This window comes from Vibrio cholerae (genome assembly GCF_008369605.1).
Taxonomy (GTDB): Bacteria; Pseudomonadota; Gammaproteobacteria; order Enterobacterales; family Vibrionaceae; genus Vibrio; species Vibrio cholerae.
The window spans coordinates 186522-201918 of sequence record NZ_CP043554.1; the positions used below are offsets into that span (position 1 = coordinate 186522).

Sequence of the window (15397 nt, forward strand, 5' to 3'; positions counted from 1 at the left end):
ATAACTGAGGGGCTTTTTTATCGACTTTTTATCCAAATAAACAAGCAGATTAAGCCTGCATGTAGTTTTCTGGCATTGGGATACGAGCAACACCCGATTCCACTGCCGCTTCCGCGACGGCGCGTGCTACGCGTGGCAATAGGCGTGGGTCCATCGGTTTTGGAATGATGTAATCAATACCGAAACTGAGCTTATCCACTCCAGCAGCTGCCAGCACTTCGGCTGGCACAGGCTCTTTCGCCAGTTGGCGAATCGCCTCTACCGCAGCCAGTTTCATCTGGTCATTGATTTCACTCGCGCGCACATCGAGTGCTCCACGGAAAATGAACGGGAAACAGAGCACGTTGTTAACTTGGTTTGGATAGTCGCTGCGGCCTGTCCCCATGATCATGTCGTTACGCACTTGATGAGCAATTTCTGGCTTGATTTCAGGATCTGGGTTGGAACAGGCAAACACCACAGGCTTGTCGGCCATCAGCTTAAGGGCATCCGCTGGCAGCAAGTTAGGGCCAGAAACGCCTAAGAACAGATCCGCTCCCGCAATCACATCTTCCAACGTACGCTTGTCGGTGTTGTTGGCAAACAGCGCTTTGTATTCATTGAGATCATCACGGCGAGTGTGGATCACGCCTTTGCGATCCAGCATGTAGATTTTCTCACGCATTGCCCCGCATTTGATCAGTAGCTCCATACACGCCACCGCTGCGGCACCCGCACCAAGGCAGACGATAATACAGTCTTTCAGTTGTTTACCTTGCAGCTCAAGGGCGTTAAGCATGCCAGCCGCGGTGACAATCGCAGTACCGTGTTGGTCATCGTGGAATACAGGGACATCACAACGCTCAATCAGGCGGCGCTCAATTTCAAAGCAGTCTGGGGCTTTGATATCTTCTAAGTTGATGCCGCCGAAAGTATCAGCAATGTTAGCGACAGTATCGATAAATTCGTCGATCGTGCGGTGTTTTACTTCAATATCAATCGAATCCAATCCTGCGAAGCGTTTAAACAGCAGTGCCTTACCTTCCATGACAGGCTTAGAGGCCATCGGGCCTAAATTTCCCAATCCTAAAATTGCGGTGCCGTTAGAGATCACGGCCACCGTGTTGCCTTTCGCGGTGTACTTATACACATTGTCAACGTTTTGCGCGATTTCACGCACTGGCTCAGCTACACCTGGGCTATAAGCCAGAGCGAGATCGGCAGCAGAATCGGCTGGCTTGGTCAGTGCAATACCAATTTTGCCCGCGGTTGGGTAAGCATGGTAATCCAGAGCGCGTTGGCGAAATTGTTCTTCAGGTGTTGGGTTGAGGCGATTGTCATCGGACATAGGGCTGTTCTCTTATTGTTATTTATGGGGGAGGTCGCAAATTTTAAAGTAACTATTGCAAACTGCCTAGGTTAGACACTGAGCAAAGCGTACAAAAAAAGCGAAGATCTTGCTGATAAGACCAGTGAAAATGTGAATCACGGAGAAGAAATAGCCAGAATGTGCCAATTCAAAGGGTTGTATATGCAGATAAGTGAGTGTCCAATTCATCCTCGCTGGAAGTGAGATGAGATAGCGGTGGCGGGGTTTAAGCTATGAAAAAAGGACGCCGAAGCGTCCTTTTTCAAAATCTAGCGTAAAGCAGAAATTACTTCTTCGCAGACAGTGCGCCGAAACGCTTGTTGAAGCGCTCAACACGACCACCGGTGTCAACGATACGTTGCTTACCAGAGTAGAATGGGTGGCACTTGTCACATACGTCTAGGTGCATTGTGTCTTTACCTAGAGTAGAGTTGAAAACGAAAGAGTTGCCGCAAGAACAAGTTGCGTTTACTGCTTTGTATTCTGGGTGGATACCAGCTTTCATGGGATAACCTCAATTTAGGCCGTGTCGCCATCCGAATCGATTGTCGTCGGACACCACACGTAGTGTTAAAAATAACGAGTTTGCATATCCAGAGAGGTCAACCCTCTAGGATGCCGTAAGGCGCGATATATTAATGAATCTCGAGTTTCGGATCAACCGATCGCGCCGATTATTTCACCAAAAGCGCGGGTCGAATTTCTGTCAAGCTTCCAGTAGACTGTGATCCGTTTGATTTTTCCCTGTTTTGGACCCTGATGCGACCCACCATTGCCCGAGTTTGCCTGCCTGTACCTCTGGATAAGTCTTTCGACTATCTGATCCCAGCTCATCTATTTCCCGTGCTGGGCGGTCGTGTGCAAGTGCCTTTTGGGCGACAAACCTTGGTCGGTATTGTCCAGTCGCTGACACATCAATCCGATTTTCCTATCGAACAACTGAAATCCGTGCAAGCCGTTTTGGATGACGCGCCCGTGTGGCCAGATAAACTGCAGTCTCTGCTGCACTGGTGTAGCCAGTTTTATCATTATCCGCTCGGTGAAACGTACGCGAATGCCTTGCCCGGCGCACTGCGCAAAGGCAAAGCGGCAGAGCTGACTAGCCATAAAGAGTGGCGTTTGACCGCGCTTGGTCAAGAGCAACTGATGCAAGGGGTGAAGCGTGGCGCGGTAAAACAAGCGCAAGTTCTCCATTTGTTGCAGCACGGCGCTTTATCGCACCAAACTTTGCTTGATGAAGAGGTGAGCAGTACGACCCTCAAAGCCTTGGTCGAAAAAGGGTGGATTGAGTGTGAAGAGCGTAAACCTGTGGCGCGTCCTTGGCCGCAAGAGCTGGAAGCTAAAGTCGATAAACCTAAGCTTAATCAAGAGCAGGCGATCGCGATTGCGGCGGTGAATAGCCAGCAAGGTTTCGGCTGCTTTTTATTAGAAGGGGTAACGGGCTCAGGCAAAACAGAGGTGTATCTTAACCTCATCACCCCTGTATTGGCGCGTGGTGAACAAGCCTTGGTGTTGGTGCCGGAAATTGGTTTAACTCCACAAACCATCAACCGTTTTCGCCAACGTTTTAATGTCCCCATCGAAGTGATGCACTCGGCGCTCAACGATACTGAACGCCTCAACGCTTGGCTGGCGGCGCGCGATAAAGTGGCGGGGATTGTGATTGGTACGCGCTCGGCGCTGTTCACACCCTTTGCCAAATTGGGCATTATTATTGTTGATGAAGAACATGACAGTTCTTACAAGCAGCAAGATAGTCTGCGTTATCACGCCCGAGATGTCGCTGTGATGCGCGCGCATTTGGAGAATATTCCGATTGTGCTCGGCTCGGCGACGCCAGCTTTGGAAACGTTGCATAATGCGCTCAGTGGTAAATACCATCACTTGCAACTGACGCAGCGTGCTGGTAATGCACTACCCACACGTAACCACGCGTTGGATGTGAAAGGGCTCTATCTGGAAAGTGGCCTGTCTGCGCCTTTGATTGCGGAAATGCGCCGCCATTTGTCGGCGGGTAATCAGGTGATGCTGTTTTTAAACCGCCGCGGTTTTTCTCCGGCCTTGATGTGTCACGAGTGTGGCTGGATTGCGGAGTGCCAGCGCTGCGATGCCTATTACACCTATCACCAACACAGCAATGAAATGCGCTGCCACCATTGTGGTTCACAGCGTCCTGTTCTCCATCAATGCAACGGGTGCGGCTCGACTCAACTGGTTACTGTCGGCGTTGGTACGGAACAGCTTGAAGCGCAATTACGCACTCTATTCCCTGAGTATCGTTCAGTGCGGATTGATCGAGATAGCACGCGGCGTAAAGGCAGTTTGGAATCGGCGTTAACCGCGATTCGCAAAGGCGAATATCAGATTTTGATTGGTACGCAAATGCTCGCCAAAGGACATCACTTCCCCGATGTTACCTTGGTCGCGTTGTTGGATGTCGATGGCTCATTGTACAGCAGTGATTTTCGCGCTTCTGAGCGTTTGGCTCAGCTCTTTATTCAAGTCGCAGGGCGGGCAGGGCGTGCCAGCAAGCCGGGCGAAGTGGTGTTACAAACGCATCATCCCGAACACAGTTTGCTACAAGCCTTGCTGCATAAGGATTACCACCATTTTGCCCTGACGGCGTTGGAAGAGCGTAAGCTGGCGCAGTTGCCCCCTTATTCTTTCTTGAGCTTATTTCGAGCCGAAGCCAATCACACCGCTCAAGTGGAAGATTTTTTGCGTCAAGTGCGCGAAACCTTGCGCTGCAATCCTTGGTTTGATAGCGAATGTATGGTGCTCGGGCCTACGCCTGCGCCACTCGCGAAACGAGCGGGAAAATTCCGTTGGCAGCTTTTACTACAAACGCCGAATCGCACCCTGATGCAGAAGATTTTGCAAAGCGCACGTCCAGCACTGCAACAATTACCGCTGTCGAGCAAGGTGCGCTGGTCGATCGATATTGATCCGCAAGATTTGAGCTAATTCACATCGCGTTTTATAACGCTGATGTGTGTTAATTTTGTCAGCAAATTAATGCTTATTATCGTGATGAAAATCACAGTGACTATGCAAAATTTGTTAATCTCGCCGTAACTTTCTGTTCTGAATCCCTTAGACTATCGGTAAAATCCACTCAGTGAATCGTTTTCGTTAAGCCCAACGTCATGGTTATGGCCATGATTTCTAGCATGAACAAGATTTACTGATTGCAGGTTAAGTCTTACAAGATCAGTCATCATGAGTGTGATGCTCAACATCACTCGATAGAGAAAAGAGGGTAAAAATACATGGCGACAATGAAGGATGTTGCCCAGCTTGCTGGAGTTTCAACCGCGACCGTGTCTCGTGCGTTGATGAATCCAGAGAAAGTCTCGTCGTCCACTCGCAAACGAGTGGAAGAGGCCGTGCTGGAAGCGGGTTACTCACCCAATTCTTTGGCGCGCAATTTGCGCCGTAATGAATCGAAAACCATCGTTGCTATCGTGCCAGATATCTGTGATCCCTACTTTTCTGAGATCATTCGCGGTATTGAAGATGCCGCGATGGAGCACGGTTATCTGGTGCTGTTGGGGGATAGTGGTCAACAGAAGCGTCGGGAGAACTCGTTCGTTAATCTGGTGTTTACCAAACAGGCAGACGGTATGTTGCTGCTGGGGACAGATTTGCCGTTTGATGTGAGTAAACCTGAGCAGAAAAACCTACCGCCTATGGTGATGGCGTGTGAATTTGCGCCAGAGCTGGAATTGCCAACGGTACACATTGATAACCTGACCTCGGCATTTGAGGCTGTAAACTATCTCACTCAGCTTGGGCACAAACGGATTGCGCAGATCTCCGGTCCACAACATGCTGCGCTGTGCCAATTCCGTCATCAAGGCTATCAACAGGCGCTGCGTCGTGCTGGCATCACCATGAACCCGACTTACTGCACTTTTGGCGATTTCACTTTTGAAGCCGGGGCAAAAGCGGTGCGTCAGCTGTTGGCATTGCCTGAGCAGCCGACCGCGATTTTCTGTCACAACGATACGATGGCGATTGGCGCAATTCAGGAAGCGAAGCGACTTGGCTTGCGCGTACCGCAAGATCTCTCTGTGGTCGGTTTTGACGATATTCAGTTTGCCCAGTACTGCGATCCCCCATTAACCACCATTTCGCAGCCGCGTTATGAGATTGGCCGTCAAGCCATGCTGATGATGCTTGAGCTGCTTCGCGGACACGATGTGCGTGCAGGATCGCGTCTTTTGGAGACCAAGCTGGTCGTGCGTGAGAGTGCTGCGCCGCCAAGCAAGAAGTAACCCACCTTCGAAACCGAGTTTCATGCTTGAATGGTTTGAACTCGGTTCCTTTTTTCGTTCCTGTCGCAGCGCTGAGATCGGCGATAAGGCCAGTTGTTTGGGCGTAACTCTGTTATCTGGCTGCGATCTGCATTAACATGTGGACAATTTTGTTAATTTCCGAACAACAACGTGGCTAATAGAGATTATGTAAGAGGCGGTCGTAGTCCGAAGAAGCCGACCCGTAGAAAAGCAGCGCCGCGCCGTAAACCATGGCGTAGTGGTTTAGTCGCTATAGTACTCATCGCGGGCTTTGGTTATGGCTTGTATTTGCTCAGCAACGACCCGGAACCTAAAGTCAACACTCAGGTGTCGACGTCATCATCGACATCGAGCAGTAAACCTAAGCCGACAGAAACGCTACCGCCCCCGCCAACGGAAAAGTGGGACTACGTAGACACCTTGCCCAATCGCGAAATTGAAGTCGTGGCCAAAGAGCAGGAAGTGTCGGATATCCCTTACGTGATGCAGTGTGGTGCGTATAAAACCGCAGAGCAAGCCGAAGCGCGTAAGCTGGATATCGCTTTCCAAGGCATCAGCAGCCATATCCGTAAGAAAGCGGACAGCAGTTGGTATCGTGTCGTCCTCGGACCTTACAAATTTAAGCGCGATGCGGAGCGCGATAAGCACAAACTGCAACGCGCAAAAATCGAGCCCTGCGCTATCTGGGCTGAAAAGCAGTAAACGACTCCCCAAAAGCCTGATGTTGATCAGGCTTTTTTGTTGGCATTCGGTCAACTTCTCTCGCTTGGCTTGAAATTGTTTTCCGGTAGCCGCATATAAGCGGGTAACTCTCCGATAAAAATTAAAGAGGCCTCTTGTGACTACTATCGTATCAGTGCGTCGTAATAATAAAGTTGTCATCGCTGGTGACGGGCAGGTATCGCTAGGCAATACCGTGATGAAAGGCAATGCACGTAAAGTGCGCCGCCTTTATAACAACAAAGTACTGGCAGGCTTTGCTGGTGGAACCGCTGATGCATTTACCCTGTTTGAGCGCTTTGAAAGTAAGTTGCAGATGCACCAAGGTCACCTGACCAAAGCGGCGGTTGAGCTAGCCAAAGATTGGCGAAGCGATCGCGCGCTGCGCCGTTTGGAAGCCATTTTGGCGGTCGCCGATGAAACCGCATCGCTGATCATTACCGGTAATGGTGATGTGCTGCAGCCTGAACACGATCTGATTGCGATCGGTTCTGGTGGCAACTATGCACAAGCGGCTGCTATTGCTCTGTTAGAAAACACCGAGCTTGATGCACGCACGATCGCCGAAAAAGCCTTAAATATCGCGGGCGATATCTGCGTGTTTACTAACCACCATCACACTATCGAAGAACTCGAAATTCCGCAGGCGATGTTGCCACAAGGCGCATCTGCGTAGATCAATAAGTCTCCGGCAAATAACCACAAGATAGTGCCCGAAAAGCTGAGTGAAGGATTTGAATCATGTCTGAAATGACTCCCCGCGAAATAGTGAGCGAGCTCAATCGCCACATCATAGGTCAAGATAAAGCCAAACGTGCCGTAGCGATTGCACTGCGTAACCGTTGGCGTCGTATGCAGCTTGAAGAGAGCTTGCGTGTTGAAGTGACCCCGAAAAATATTCTGATGATTGGCCCAACGGGTGTGGGCAAAACTGAAATTGCTCGCCGTTTAGCCAAGCTTGCGAATGCGCCTTTCATCAAGGTTGAAGCGACCAAATTCACCGAAGTGGGCTATGTCGGTAAGGAAGTGGAATCGATCATCCGCGATCTGACTGATGTTGCGGTGAAGCTGACGCATCAGCAAGCGATGGAAAAAGTGAAATTCCGCGCTGAAGAGTTAGCGGAAGAGCGCGTATTGGATGCGCTGCTGCCTCCACCACGCGATGCGTGGGGACAAGCAGAGCAAAAAGAGGAAAACTCCAGCACCCGCCAAGTATTTCGTAAAAAGTTGCGTGAAGGGCAACTGAACGACAAAGAGATTGAAATTAACGTCGCTGTACCGCAGATGGGCGTGGAAATCATGGCACCTCCAGGCATGGAAGAGATGACCAACCAACTGCAGGGACTGTTCCAAAACCTCGCGGGCGACACCAAGAAAAAGCGCAAAATGAAGATTAAAGATGCGCTGAAAGCCTTGGTGGAAGAAGAAGCCGCTAAGCTAGTCAATCAAGAAGAGCTGAAAGAGCAGGCGATTTACAATGTCGAAAACAACGGCATCGTGTTTATCGATGAAATCGACAAAATCTGTAAACGCGGTGAAGTCTCGGGTCCCGATGTTTCTCGTGAAGGGGTGCAGCGCGATCTGCTGCCTTTGATTGAAGGCAGTACGGTATCCACCAAGCATGGCATGGTGCGAACGGATCACATCCTGTTTATTGCCTCAGGCGCGTTCCAAGTAGCAAAACCGTCAGATTTGATCCCAGAGCTGCAAGGCCGTTTGCCCATCCGTGTTGAGTTGGAAGCCCTGTCGAGCAACGACTTCAAACGCATTCTGACTGAGCCGAAAGCATCACTCACCGAGCAATATGTTGCGCTGATGAAAACCGAACAGGTGGATGTGCAGTTTACCGAAGATGGTATCAAGCAGATTGCGGATGCCGCATGGCAAGTCAATGAAACCACCGAAAATATTGGTGCGCGCCGTCTGCATACTGTGCTGGAGCGTTTAATGGATGAAATCTCCTTTGATGCAACAGAAAAAGCCGGCCAAGCCTTTGTGATCGATGCTGCTTACGTGAAAGCGCGTTTGGGTGAGCTGGTCGAAGACGAAGATCTCAGCCGTTTCATTCTCTAGACTGCTTAATTTTTGAAGTGAAAGCCCACCCGAATTTGGTGGGCTTTTTTATCTGGGTGATTTGCGCGTATACTGACGCCATGTTGATCGTACTCTCATTATCATGAATAACTCTGTGCAAATTTGGTTGGATGCCGCGCGTCCGAAAACCTTGCCTCTGGCGCTGATCTCCATTTTAACCGGGAGTGCATTAGCCTTCTCCGCGGGAAATTTTCACTGGCTGATCGCGGTGTTAGCTCTGCTGACCGCGACTTTGCTGCAAATTCTGTCCAATCTTGCCAATGATTATGGCGATGCGGTGAAAGGCACCGACAACCATGCTCGTTTAGGACCGATGCGCGCCATTCAATCGGGGGCGGTGAGCTTAAGTGATATGAAACGCGCCATGGCGATCAATGTTATTCTGACCATGGTTTCAGGCTTGGCATTGGTGCTGTATGCCTTTGATAACTTGCAAAATATCCTGATATTTATTGGCTTAGGCGTATTGGCGATTTTAGCGGCGATTGCTTATACCGTCGGGAATAAACCTTATGGCTATGTCGGGCTTGGCGATCTATCGGTATTCCTATTTTTTGGCTTGCTTGGCGTCTCCGGCAGTTTTTTCTTACACACTGGCTATATCGAATGGAGCTTGTTATTACCCTCTTTAGGCTGCGGTTTACTGGCGGTGGCGGTACTGAATGTCAACAATATGCGCGATATTGAAAACGATGCGCAGTGTGGCAAACGCACTGTGGCGGTGCGCTTGGGTCAAGTGCGTGCGAAGCAGTATCACTTTGCTTTGTTGTTTGGTGCCGTTGCCGCGTTTGCAGGTTACCTCGTTTTACAAGACAAACCACTGTGGATCAGCTTGCCCTTTTTGCTCTGTTTGTCGGTGGTGACTCGTCACGGTCGAGCCGTGTGGTTTACCGAGCAACCCGCGCAAATTGCCCCCATGATGCCCGTGGTGGTGAAAACGTCGGTGATCACCAACCTTTTGTTTGTTGGAGTGATCATTGCCCAAACTCTGACAAGTTAATTTGCACTCTGTCATTGCAATGACTCAATCACTCTATATACTCGTTGGAAGACTTTCGCTAAGAGAACAAAGCTATGGAATACAATACTTCTGCGCTGTGTGATATCTATCTCGACCAAGTCGATGTCGTGGAGCCTATGTTCAGCAACTTTGGTGGCTGTGCTTCGTTTGCCGGTCAAATCACCACGATTAAGTGCTATGAAGATAATGGCTTGATCCGTGAAACCCTTGAGCAAGATGGTCTTGGCCGTATTTTGCTGATTGACGGTGGCGGCTCGCTGCGCCGTGCATTAATTGATGCAGAATTGGCGGCTCTAGCGGAAGAAAATGAGTGGGAAGGCATTGTGGTGTATGGCAGTGTCCGTGAAGTGGATGAATTGGAAGAGATGAGCATCGGTATTCAGGCGATTGCTTCTATTCCTGTCGGCGCAACCTCGCAAGGCATCGGTGAAGTGGACATTCCAGTCAACTTCGGCGGCGTCACCTTCCTACCAGAAGATTATCTGTATGCTGACAATACCGGCATCATCATCTCGCAAGAGCCGCTGAGCGCGGATCTGGGCGAAGAAGAGGAAGATGAGTTGCTGTAAGCGAGCTCTCGCACTCTAAGAATTGAAAAAGCCGATGTCGTTGATATCGGCTTTTTTCATGCATTCTCTATTGGCTTGTAACGAGCTTAATCCAAATCAGGCGTAAGGGTTTGACGCCGCAATCTGAGCGCATAGAGATAACCCAATAATCCGCCCAGTATGTTCCCCACCGCAATACCGATAAATAACCCTTCAATGTTGTACAGTCTGCCGCCAATCCAAGCTGCGGGTAGGGTGAACACAAACAGGCGCATAAAGCTCCATTGAAAAGCCTTGAGTGGTTGATGTAAGGCGTTGAGGGCGGAAACCAACATCATCACCACGCCTTGGAAGCCGTAGCTGACCGGCACGACTAACAAATAGTGCCACAGCAGATCGCGCACGGCTTGCTCTTGAGAAAACAGCGCCGCCAGTGGAATGCTCAGCGGTACCATCATGATAAACACCATAAGTTGAAACAGCAGAGAAAAGCGTAGACTCAGAAAGAGTCCGGCAAAGCTGCGTGCAGGATTTTGCGCCCCAAGATTTTGCGCCATAAAGGGGGTGAGGGCAGACGTGAGCGACATCAGTACCAAAATCAGAATCGACTCAATGCGCTGCGCCGCACCATACGCGGCCACCGCTGCAGTGCCGTGGCTTGAGAGCATGATCATCAGCAGTGCGCCAGAAATTGGGTTCATTGCGGTAGAAAGCGCAGCCGGAGTGCCGATTTTTAAAATCTGTTGCCAGTCATCGCGCAGATGAGGCAGCGATGGTATGGCGAGCAGTTTTTCACGCTTGATCAGCAAATAGAGTGAGCCGATTAATGCCCCCAACCAAGAGAAAGCGCTAGCAATCGCAGCACCTTGGATGCCGAGTTCAGGAAATGGGCCGTAGCCAAAAATCAGCAGTGGGTCGAGCGCGCCGTTAATCAGCCCCGCCAGCATCATAATTTTGGCGGGTGTTTTGGTATCGCCAGTGGCGCGAATCGCGCTGTTACCGGCCATAGGTAGCACGAGCAGGGGAATCGTGAGGTACCACACCACCATGTACTCTTTGATAAGAGGGATCAGCTCATGGCTGGCACCAAGCAGCAAAAACAGCGGTTCTATGGTCAATAAACCGAGTGTTGAAGCTGCGGCCACTAGCAATAAGGCGAGCAGTAACCCATGACTAGACACGCGCGCGGCTTGTCGTCCATCACCTTGTCCGAGCAAGCGCCCTATGCAAGTGGATAACCCAACCCCAATGCCCATGGTAATACAGTTGACCGCAAAGGTGACCGGAAAGGTATAACTGATTGCCGCCAGCGCCTGTGTACCTAGTAAGGAAATAAAGAAAGTATCGACAAGGTTGAACATCAAAATGGCCACCAAACCGAAAATCATCGGTACGGTCATTTGCCGTAAAACGAGGGGGATGGGGGCAGAAAGCAGGCCGTGTTTATCGTGCATAAGCTGGGCAACGAAGGGAAACAAGGTGCCTAGCATACCTGAACTTAAAAACAGGGACTAGGGAAGGCAGCCTAGGGAGTGAATTGCGAGGGGCTAAAAACAACAAGGCCAGCATTATGCTGGCCTTGAACGATCAGTGGCGAGAATCGCAAATTACGCTTTTTTCGCTTCTGCTGCGGCTTTGGCGATCGCGGCAAAGCCTTTCGCATCCAGTGATGCACCGCCAACCAGCGCACCATCGATGTCTGGTTGTGCAAAGTAAGACGCTGCGTTTTCTGGTTTTACAGAACCGCCGTACTGGATGATCACTTGCTCAGCCACTGCAGCATCTTTCGCAGCGATCAGTGCACGGATTGACGCGTGGATACGCTGTGCATCATCTGCTGTCGCGGCTTTACCCGTACCGATTGCCCAGATTGGTTCGTAAGCGATGATCGCGCCGTTCAGTGCTTCAACGCCGTAAGCATCGATCACTGCGTTGATTTGGCGAGCACATACCGCTTCTGTTTCGCCCGCTTCGTTTTGCGCTTCAGTTTCACCGATACAGAAGACTGGCGTTAGGCCGTTTTCTTTCAGGAACGCAAATTTCTTAGCGACGAACTCATCTGATTCTTTGTGGTAATCACGACGCTCAGAGTGACCGATGATGATGTGCGAAGCACCGAAATCTTTCAGCATCGCAGGAGACATATCACCTGTGTACGCACCACTGTTGTGAGTATCGGTGTTTTGTGCACCCAGGATCAGCTTGTTGCCGCCTTCTTTGATCAGGCGCTCAGCCAGATCCAAATACATTGCTGGTGGCGCAACGACAACATCAACACCTGCAACACCTTCAAGTTCTGCATTCAAACCGTTTAGCAGGTCAGTGACCATAGCTTTGCTGCCATTCAGTTTCCAGTTACCCATCACAACAGGACGACGCATAGGAATATCTCCATATCTAATCAATGTAAAAAATAAACTCGCAGGACTATAGCAGAATAAATTCGTCAGATCATGACTCGTATCATGTCTTTATGGGATCTCATCGACGCGACAAATCAGCAATCGAGTGATCTGAGTGACAGATTATTCGGTAGTGGCTCGGTTTTTTAGGTTGAACTTGTTATTACTATCCCTCTCTCTAGGACAGAACGATTTTTATCCACCGTTAGCAAGGAAAACCGAATGCCAAACTTAGTCATGGAATACTCAAACTCAGTCGATGAACGCATCAATGTGCAAGGATTGCTGGAAGATTTACATCGAGCCGCGATTGATTCAGGACTGTTTGAAATAAGTTCGGTAAAATCTCGCGCGCTGCGCTGCCACCATTGGTTGATTGGGGATGAAGGCGACAGCGTTGATTTTATTCACCTCAGTTTTGAGTTGCTGGCAGGACGCAGTCCTGAGCAAAAGCGAGAGTTATCGCGTAAGCTGATGGAGATTCTGGCGGCGAAAGCCAGCCATGTGCGCAGTTTGACCATTAATATTCGAGATATGGATACAGACTGCTTTCAAAAAGTCATCAATCGATGACCTTGTTTAGGTAAAAGTCATGTCGTTACAAACACTGTTGTTTTCTTTTCAGGGGCGTATTGGTCGCCAAGCTTTCTGGCTGTGGAATATTTGCTACTACGCCATGATTGCCGGCTTTGCAATGGGATCGAATCTGCTATTTCCCGATGTTGCGCACCTGATCTTGCCGGTTTTTCTGCTAGTAGTCCTAGTGCCAGATTTGGCGATTACTGCTAAGCGTTGGCATGATCGTGACAAATCCAGCTGGTGGTTGCTACTCAATGTGCCGCTTGTGATTGGCCGCATGACGATTCCGGCAGGAGAATTGGCCGTGAATACCCAACCCGGGATGCTGGAAACACTTATCTCGTTTGTGGCGTTACTGTGTGGTGCATGGATTTTGGTGGAGTGCGGATTTCTTTCTGGCACGGATGGCAGTAACCGTTTTGGCCCCGATCCGAAGTGGATCAAAAAAAGCTAGTCTAGCAATAAGCGGTATCAAATGCGTAAGAGAGGAGGTTTCTCTCCTCTCTTTATTGTCATCCCTAAACCACCGCTTTTAGCGGTGGTGATTGTTTCTTGCCACTTTTGCCATCTCGGCTGAGAGCGTTATCGCCAGCCGTCGTCTTGAACCATTCTCGGGCGAAACGGCACCACATCCGCGACGGTTTCTTGCTGCAAATCGCCCTCCAATGCATTGCGAAAACGCACCATTTGTTGGCTCAGTTCACGCATTAAAGTTACGTTGGCGTGTACGGGGTTTTTACATTGACCCACTACGCGATCAATATGGCTCTGCTGTGCCCAAAGCCTTTGCTGCATGGCGTGCGAGGCAGAGAGGATCATCTCTTCGCACATCTCCTTCTTAAACTGATCAAAAGCATCAGGATGGTGCTTTGCGAGGGCGACCAACTCATCAAAGGGTGGTAGCACCTGATTACAGGGTTCGGGTGAGTGTGGGGGCGTCATGTGGCAATCCTCCGCCTTTGGCTAAACTGATGCTTTTGTCAACAATACTAGCTTAAGCGATTTTTGCGCAGTTCGGCGGAACGAATATCGCCCTTCTTATAAATAAGACGAAAAGGGCGAAAAACAGCATGAGAGAGATTATCGCGCGGCAATAAAGTAGGTGCAGCGACGCTCTCCGGCGACAATGTGTTCGCGGCGTTCGATATGGCATTCTTCGCCCAATAAACGGCGAAAAACATTCAATTCGGATTGGCACAGGCTGGGACAGCGGGTGGCTGCTTTGCAAATCGGGCAGTGGTTTTCAATCAAAATAAAGCCGTCGGCCGTCGACTCTAACTCGGCCATATAGCCTTCTTGTTCACGCAGGGTAACCAAAGCTTCGAGTTTTTCTTGTAGAGAGTGGCACCCCACTAAGGCGTTGTGATAGGCAGCAAAGGTTTGGGCTTCCCGTTCCGCCGCCACCTTGGCGAGTCCTTCTTTACCAAAAATATGCTCGACCGCATCAATCACTTGAATGGTCAGCTCACCATGACGATCGGCAAACTGATTGTGTCCTTTCGCGGTTAAAGACCAATGGCGAGTCGGACGACCGACCTTGACTTTCACATCATGAAAGGCCAGCACACCTTCTTCTTCCAGACTTTGTAAATGCTGACGAGCGCCCATGGTCGTGATACCTAGGTCTTCAGCCAACTGTTTGGCGGTTACTGTGCCTTCACGTTTGATCGTGTGAAGAATGCGGTCAACCGTTTTCATCGTCTCTTATTTTCCTAACAAGGTGTGGTTTCTAAGCGGAGCCATTGTGCCTGTCACCATTCATTTTGGGTGTTGCTGGATCGGTGCCTCTTTATACTGCCGTTATTATGGAATGCGAATTTAATAAAGCAAACTATTTACTATACCTAAGGACTCGCTAGCGGGTTGCCCTTGATCACCAGCAGGATCGAAAGCGCCACCCTGCCCAGAGCGATTTGCTGTTTGAAAATGTTAAATTAATCACGTTTTTTTACGCTTGCCCCCTTGGGATATGCTGCAAGTTCCCCCACATATGTGACACATGCTGATGATCAGCGTTTTATCAACCATACGGAAAATTAAATCAGGAGAGACGACCGATGAATATTCGTCCATTACATGACCGAGTGATCGTTGAACGCCAAGAAGTTGAATCAAAATCTGCTGGTGGAATTGTTCTAACTGGTTCTGCGGCGGAAAAATCAACGCGCGGTAAAGTGTTGGCTGTTGGTAAAGGCCGCATTCTAGAGAACGGTTCAGTTCAACCTTTGGACGTGAAAGTAGGCGACACCGTGATCTTCGCAGAAAGCTACGGCACAAAAACAGAAAAGATCGATGGCAAAGAAGTGCTGATCTTGGCTGAACATGACATTTTGGCAATCGTTGAATAATTGATTCTGAATCCCAACGAAATCAATAACTGAATTTAG

16 protein-coding genes are annotated in these 15397 nt (G+C 49.7%); 10 read left to right on the forward strand and 6 right to left on the reverse strand.

Going from position 1 to position 15397, the window contains the following annotated elements:
• Positions 1-49: 49 nt before the first annotated feature.
• Together F0316_RS00915 and rpmE are read right to left on the reverse strand one after the other, a co-directional pair.
• Entirely contained in the window at positions 50-1327 is a 1278-nt protein-coding gene (locus F0316_RS00915) for a malic enzyme-like NAD(P)-binding protein (protein WP_001278588.1), read from the reverse strand.
• A 307-nt stretch (positions 1328-1634) separates the two neighbouring features.
• Positions 1635-1853 carry a 50S ribosomal protein L31 gene (gene rpmE, locus F0316_RS00920; RefSeq protein ID WP_000643446.1) on the reverse strand — a complete coding sequence of 73 codons (219 nt, stop codon included), beginning with the start codon at positions 1851-1853 and terminating at the stop codon, positions 1635-1637.
• 254 nt (positions 1854-2107) lie between these two features.
• Here rpmE and priA point away from each other — a divergent pair, with 254 nt between their 5' ends.
• From priA to rraA, 7 genes are all read left to right on the forward strand, one after another.
• A complete protein-coding gene (gene priA / locus F0316_RS00925) occupies positions 2108-4312 on the forward strand; it encodes a primosomal protein N' (protein ID WP_149560147.1) in 2205 nt (734 codons plus the stop codon).
• A 305-nt stretch (positions 4313-4617) separates the two neighbouring features.
• A complete protein-coding gene (gene cytR, locus F0316_RS00930) occupies positions 4618-5625 on the forward strand; it encodes a DNA-binding transcriptional regulator CytR (protein ID WP_000224452.1) in 1008 nt (335 codons plus the stop codon).
• A gap of 171 nt (positions 5626-5796) precedes the next feature.
• Entirely contained in the window at positions 5797-6348 is a 552-nt protein-coding gene (locus tag F0316_RS00935) for an SPOR domain-containing protein (RefSeq protein WP_001891621.1), read from the forward strand.
• Between the two features lie 136 nt (positions 6349-6484).
• Positions 6485-7042 carry an ATP-dependent protease subunit HslV gene (gene hslV, locus F0316_RS00940; protein WP_000208249.1) on the forward strand — a complete coding sequence of 186 codons (558 nt, stop codon included), beginning with the start codon at positions 6485-6487 and terminating at the stop codon, positions 7040-7042.
• 65 nt (positions 7043-7107) lie between these two features.
• On the forward strand, positions 7108-8439 hold the full coding sequence (gene hslU / locus F0316_RS00945) for an HslU--HslV peptidase ATPase subunit (protein ID WP_001293366.1): 1332 nt from the start codon (positions 7108-7110) through the stop codon (positions 8437-8439).
• Positions 8440-8542: 103 nt separating this feature from the next.
• Positions 8543-9460, forward strand: a complete 918-nt coding sequence (locus tag F0316_RS00950) for a 1,4-dihydroxy-2-naphthoate polyprenyltransferase (protein ID WP_001066162.1) — start codon at positions 8543-8545, stop codon at positions 9458-9460.
• Between the two features lie 74 nt (positions 9461-9534).
• Complete coding sequence (gene rraA, locus F0316_RS00955) at positions 9535-10050, forward strand: ribonuclease E activity regulator RraA (RefSeq protein WP_000456236.1); 516 nt, start codon at positions 9535-9537, stop codon at positions 10048-10050.
• 86 nt (positions 10051-10136) lie between these two features.
• Here rraA and F0316_RS00960 read toward each other — a convergent pair whose 3' ends face one another.
• Positions 10137-11519, reverse strand: coding sequence for an MATE family efflux transporter (locus F0316_RS00960; RefSeq protein ID WP_071179779.1), 1383 nt, complete (start codon positions 11517-11519; stop codon positions 10137-10139).
• Positions 11520-11636: 117 nt separating this feature from the next.
• Complete coding sequence (gene tpiA / locus F0316_RS00965) at positions 11637-12410, reverse strand: triose-phosphate isomerase (protein ID WP_001254171.1); 774 nt, start codon at positions 12408-12410, stop codon at positions 11637-11639.
• Positions 12411-12653: 243 nt separating this feature from the next.
• Here tpiA and F0316_RS00970 point away from each other — a divergent pair, with 243 nt between their 5' ends.
• Both F0316_RS00970 and F0316_RS00975 read left to right on the forward strand, forming a co-directional pair.
• On the forward strand, positions 12654-13004 hold the full coding sequence (locus tag F0316_RS00970) for a 5-carboxymethyl-2-hydroxymuconate Delta-isomerase (RefSeq protein WP_001133286.1): 351 nt from the start codon (positions 12654-12656) through the stop codon (positions 13002-13004).
• 19 nt (positions 13005-13023) lie between these two features.
• A complete protein-coding gene (locus F0316_RS00975; protein ID WP_000058340.1) occupies positions 13024-13464 on the forward strand; it encodes a DUF805 domain-containing protein in 441 nt (146 codons plus the stop codon).
• Between the two features lie 128 nt (positions 13465-13592).
• Here the strand turns inward: F0316_RS00975 and F0316_RS00985 are convergent, their stop codons facing one another.
• The gene (locus tag F0316_RS00985; protein ID WP_019829437.1) at positions 13593-13952 is read right to left on the reverse strand and encodes a DUF3135 domain-containing protein; all 360 of its coding nucleotides are present in this window, start codon (positions 13950-13952) and stop codon (positions 13593-13595) included.
• Between the two features lie 138 nt (positions 13953-14090).
• Positions 14091-14708: a helix-turn-helix transcriptional regulator gene (locus F0316_RS00990; protein ID WP_000859361.1), complete on the reverse strand. Its 618-nt coding sequence runs from the start codon at positions 14706-14708 to the stop codon at positions 14091-14093.
• Positions 14709-15067: 359 nt separating this feature from the next.
• On the opposite strand from F0316_RS00990, the gene F0316_RS00995 reads away from it, so the two are divergent.
• Positions 15068-15358, forward strand: coding sequence for a co-chaperone GroES (locus tag F0316_RS00995; RefSeq protein WP_001026274.1), 291 nt, complete (start codon positions 15068-15070; stop codon positions 15356-15358).
• Positions 15359-15397 lie beyond the last annotated feature (39 nt).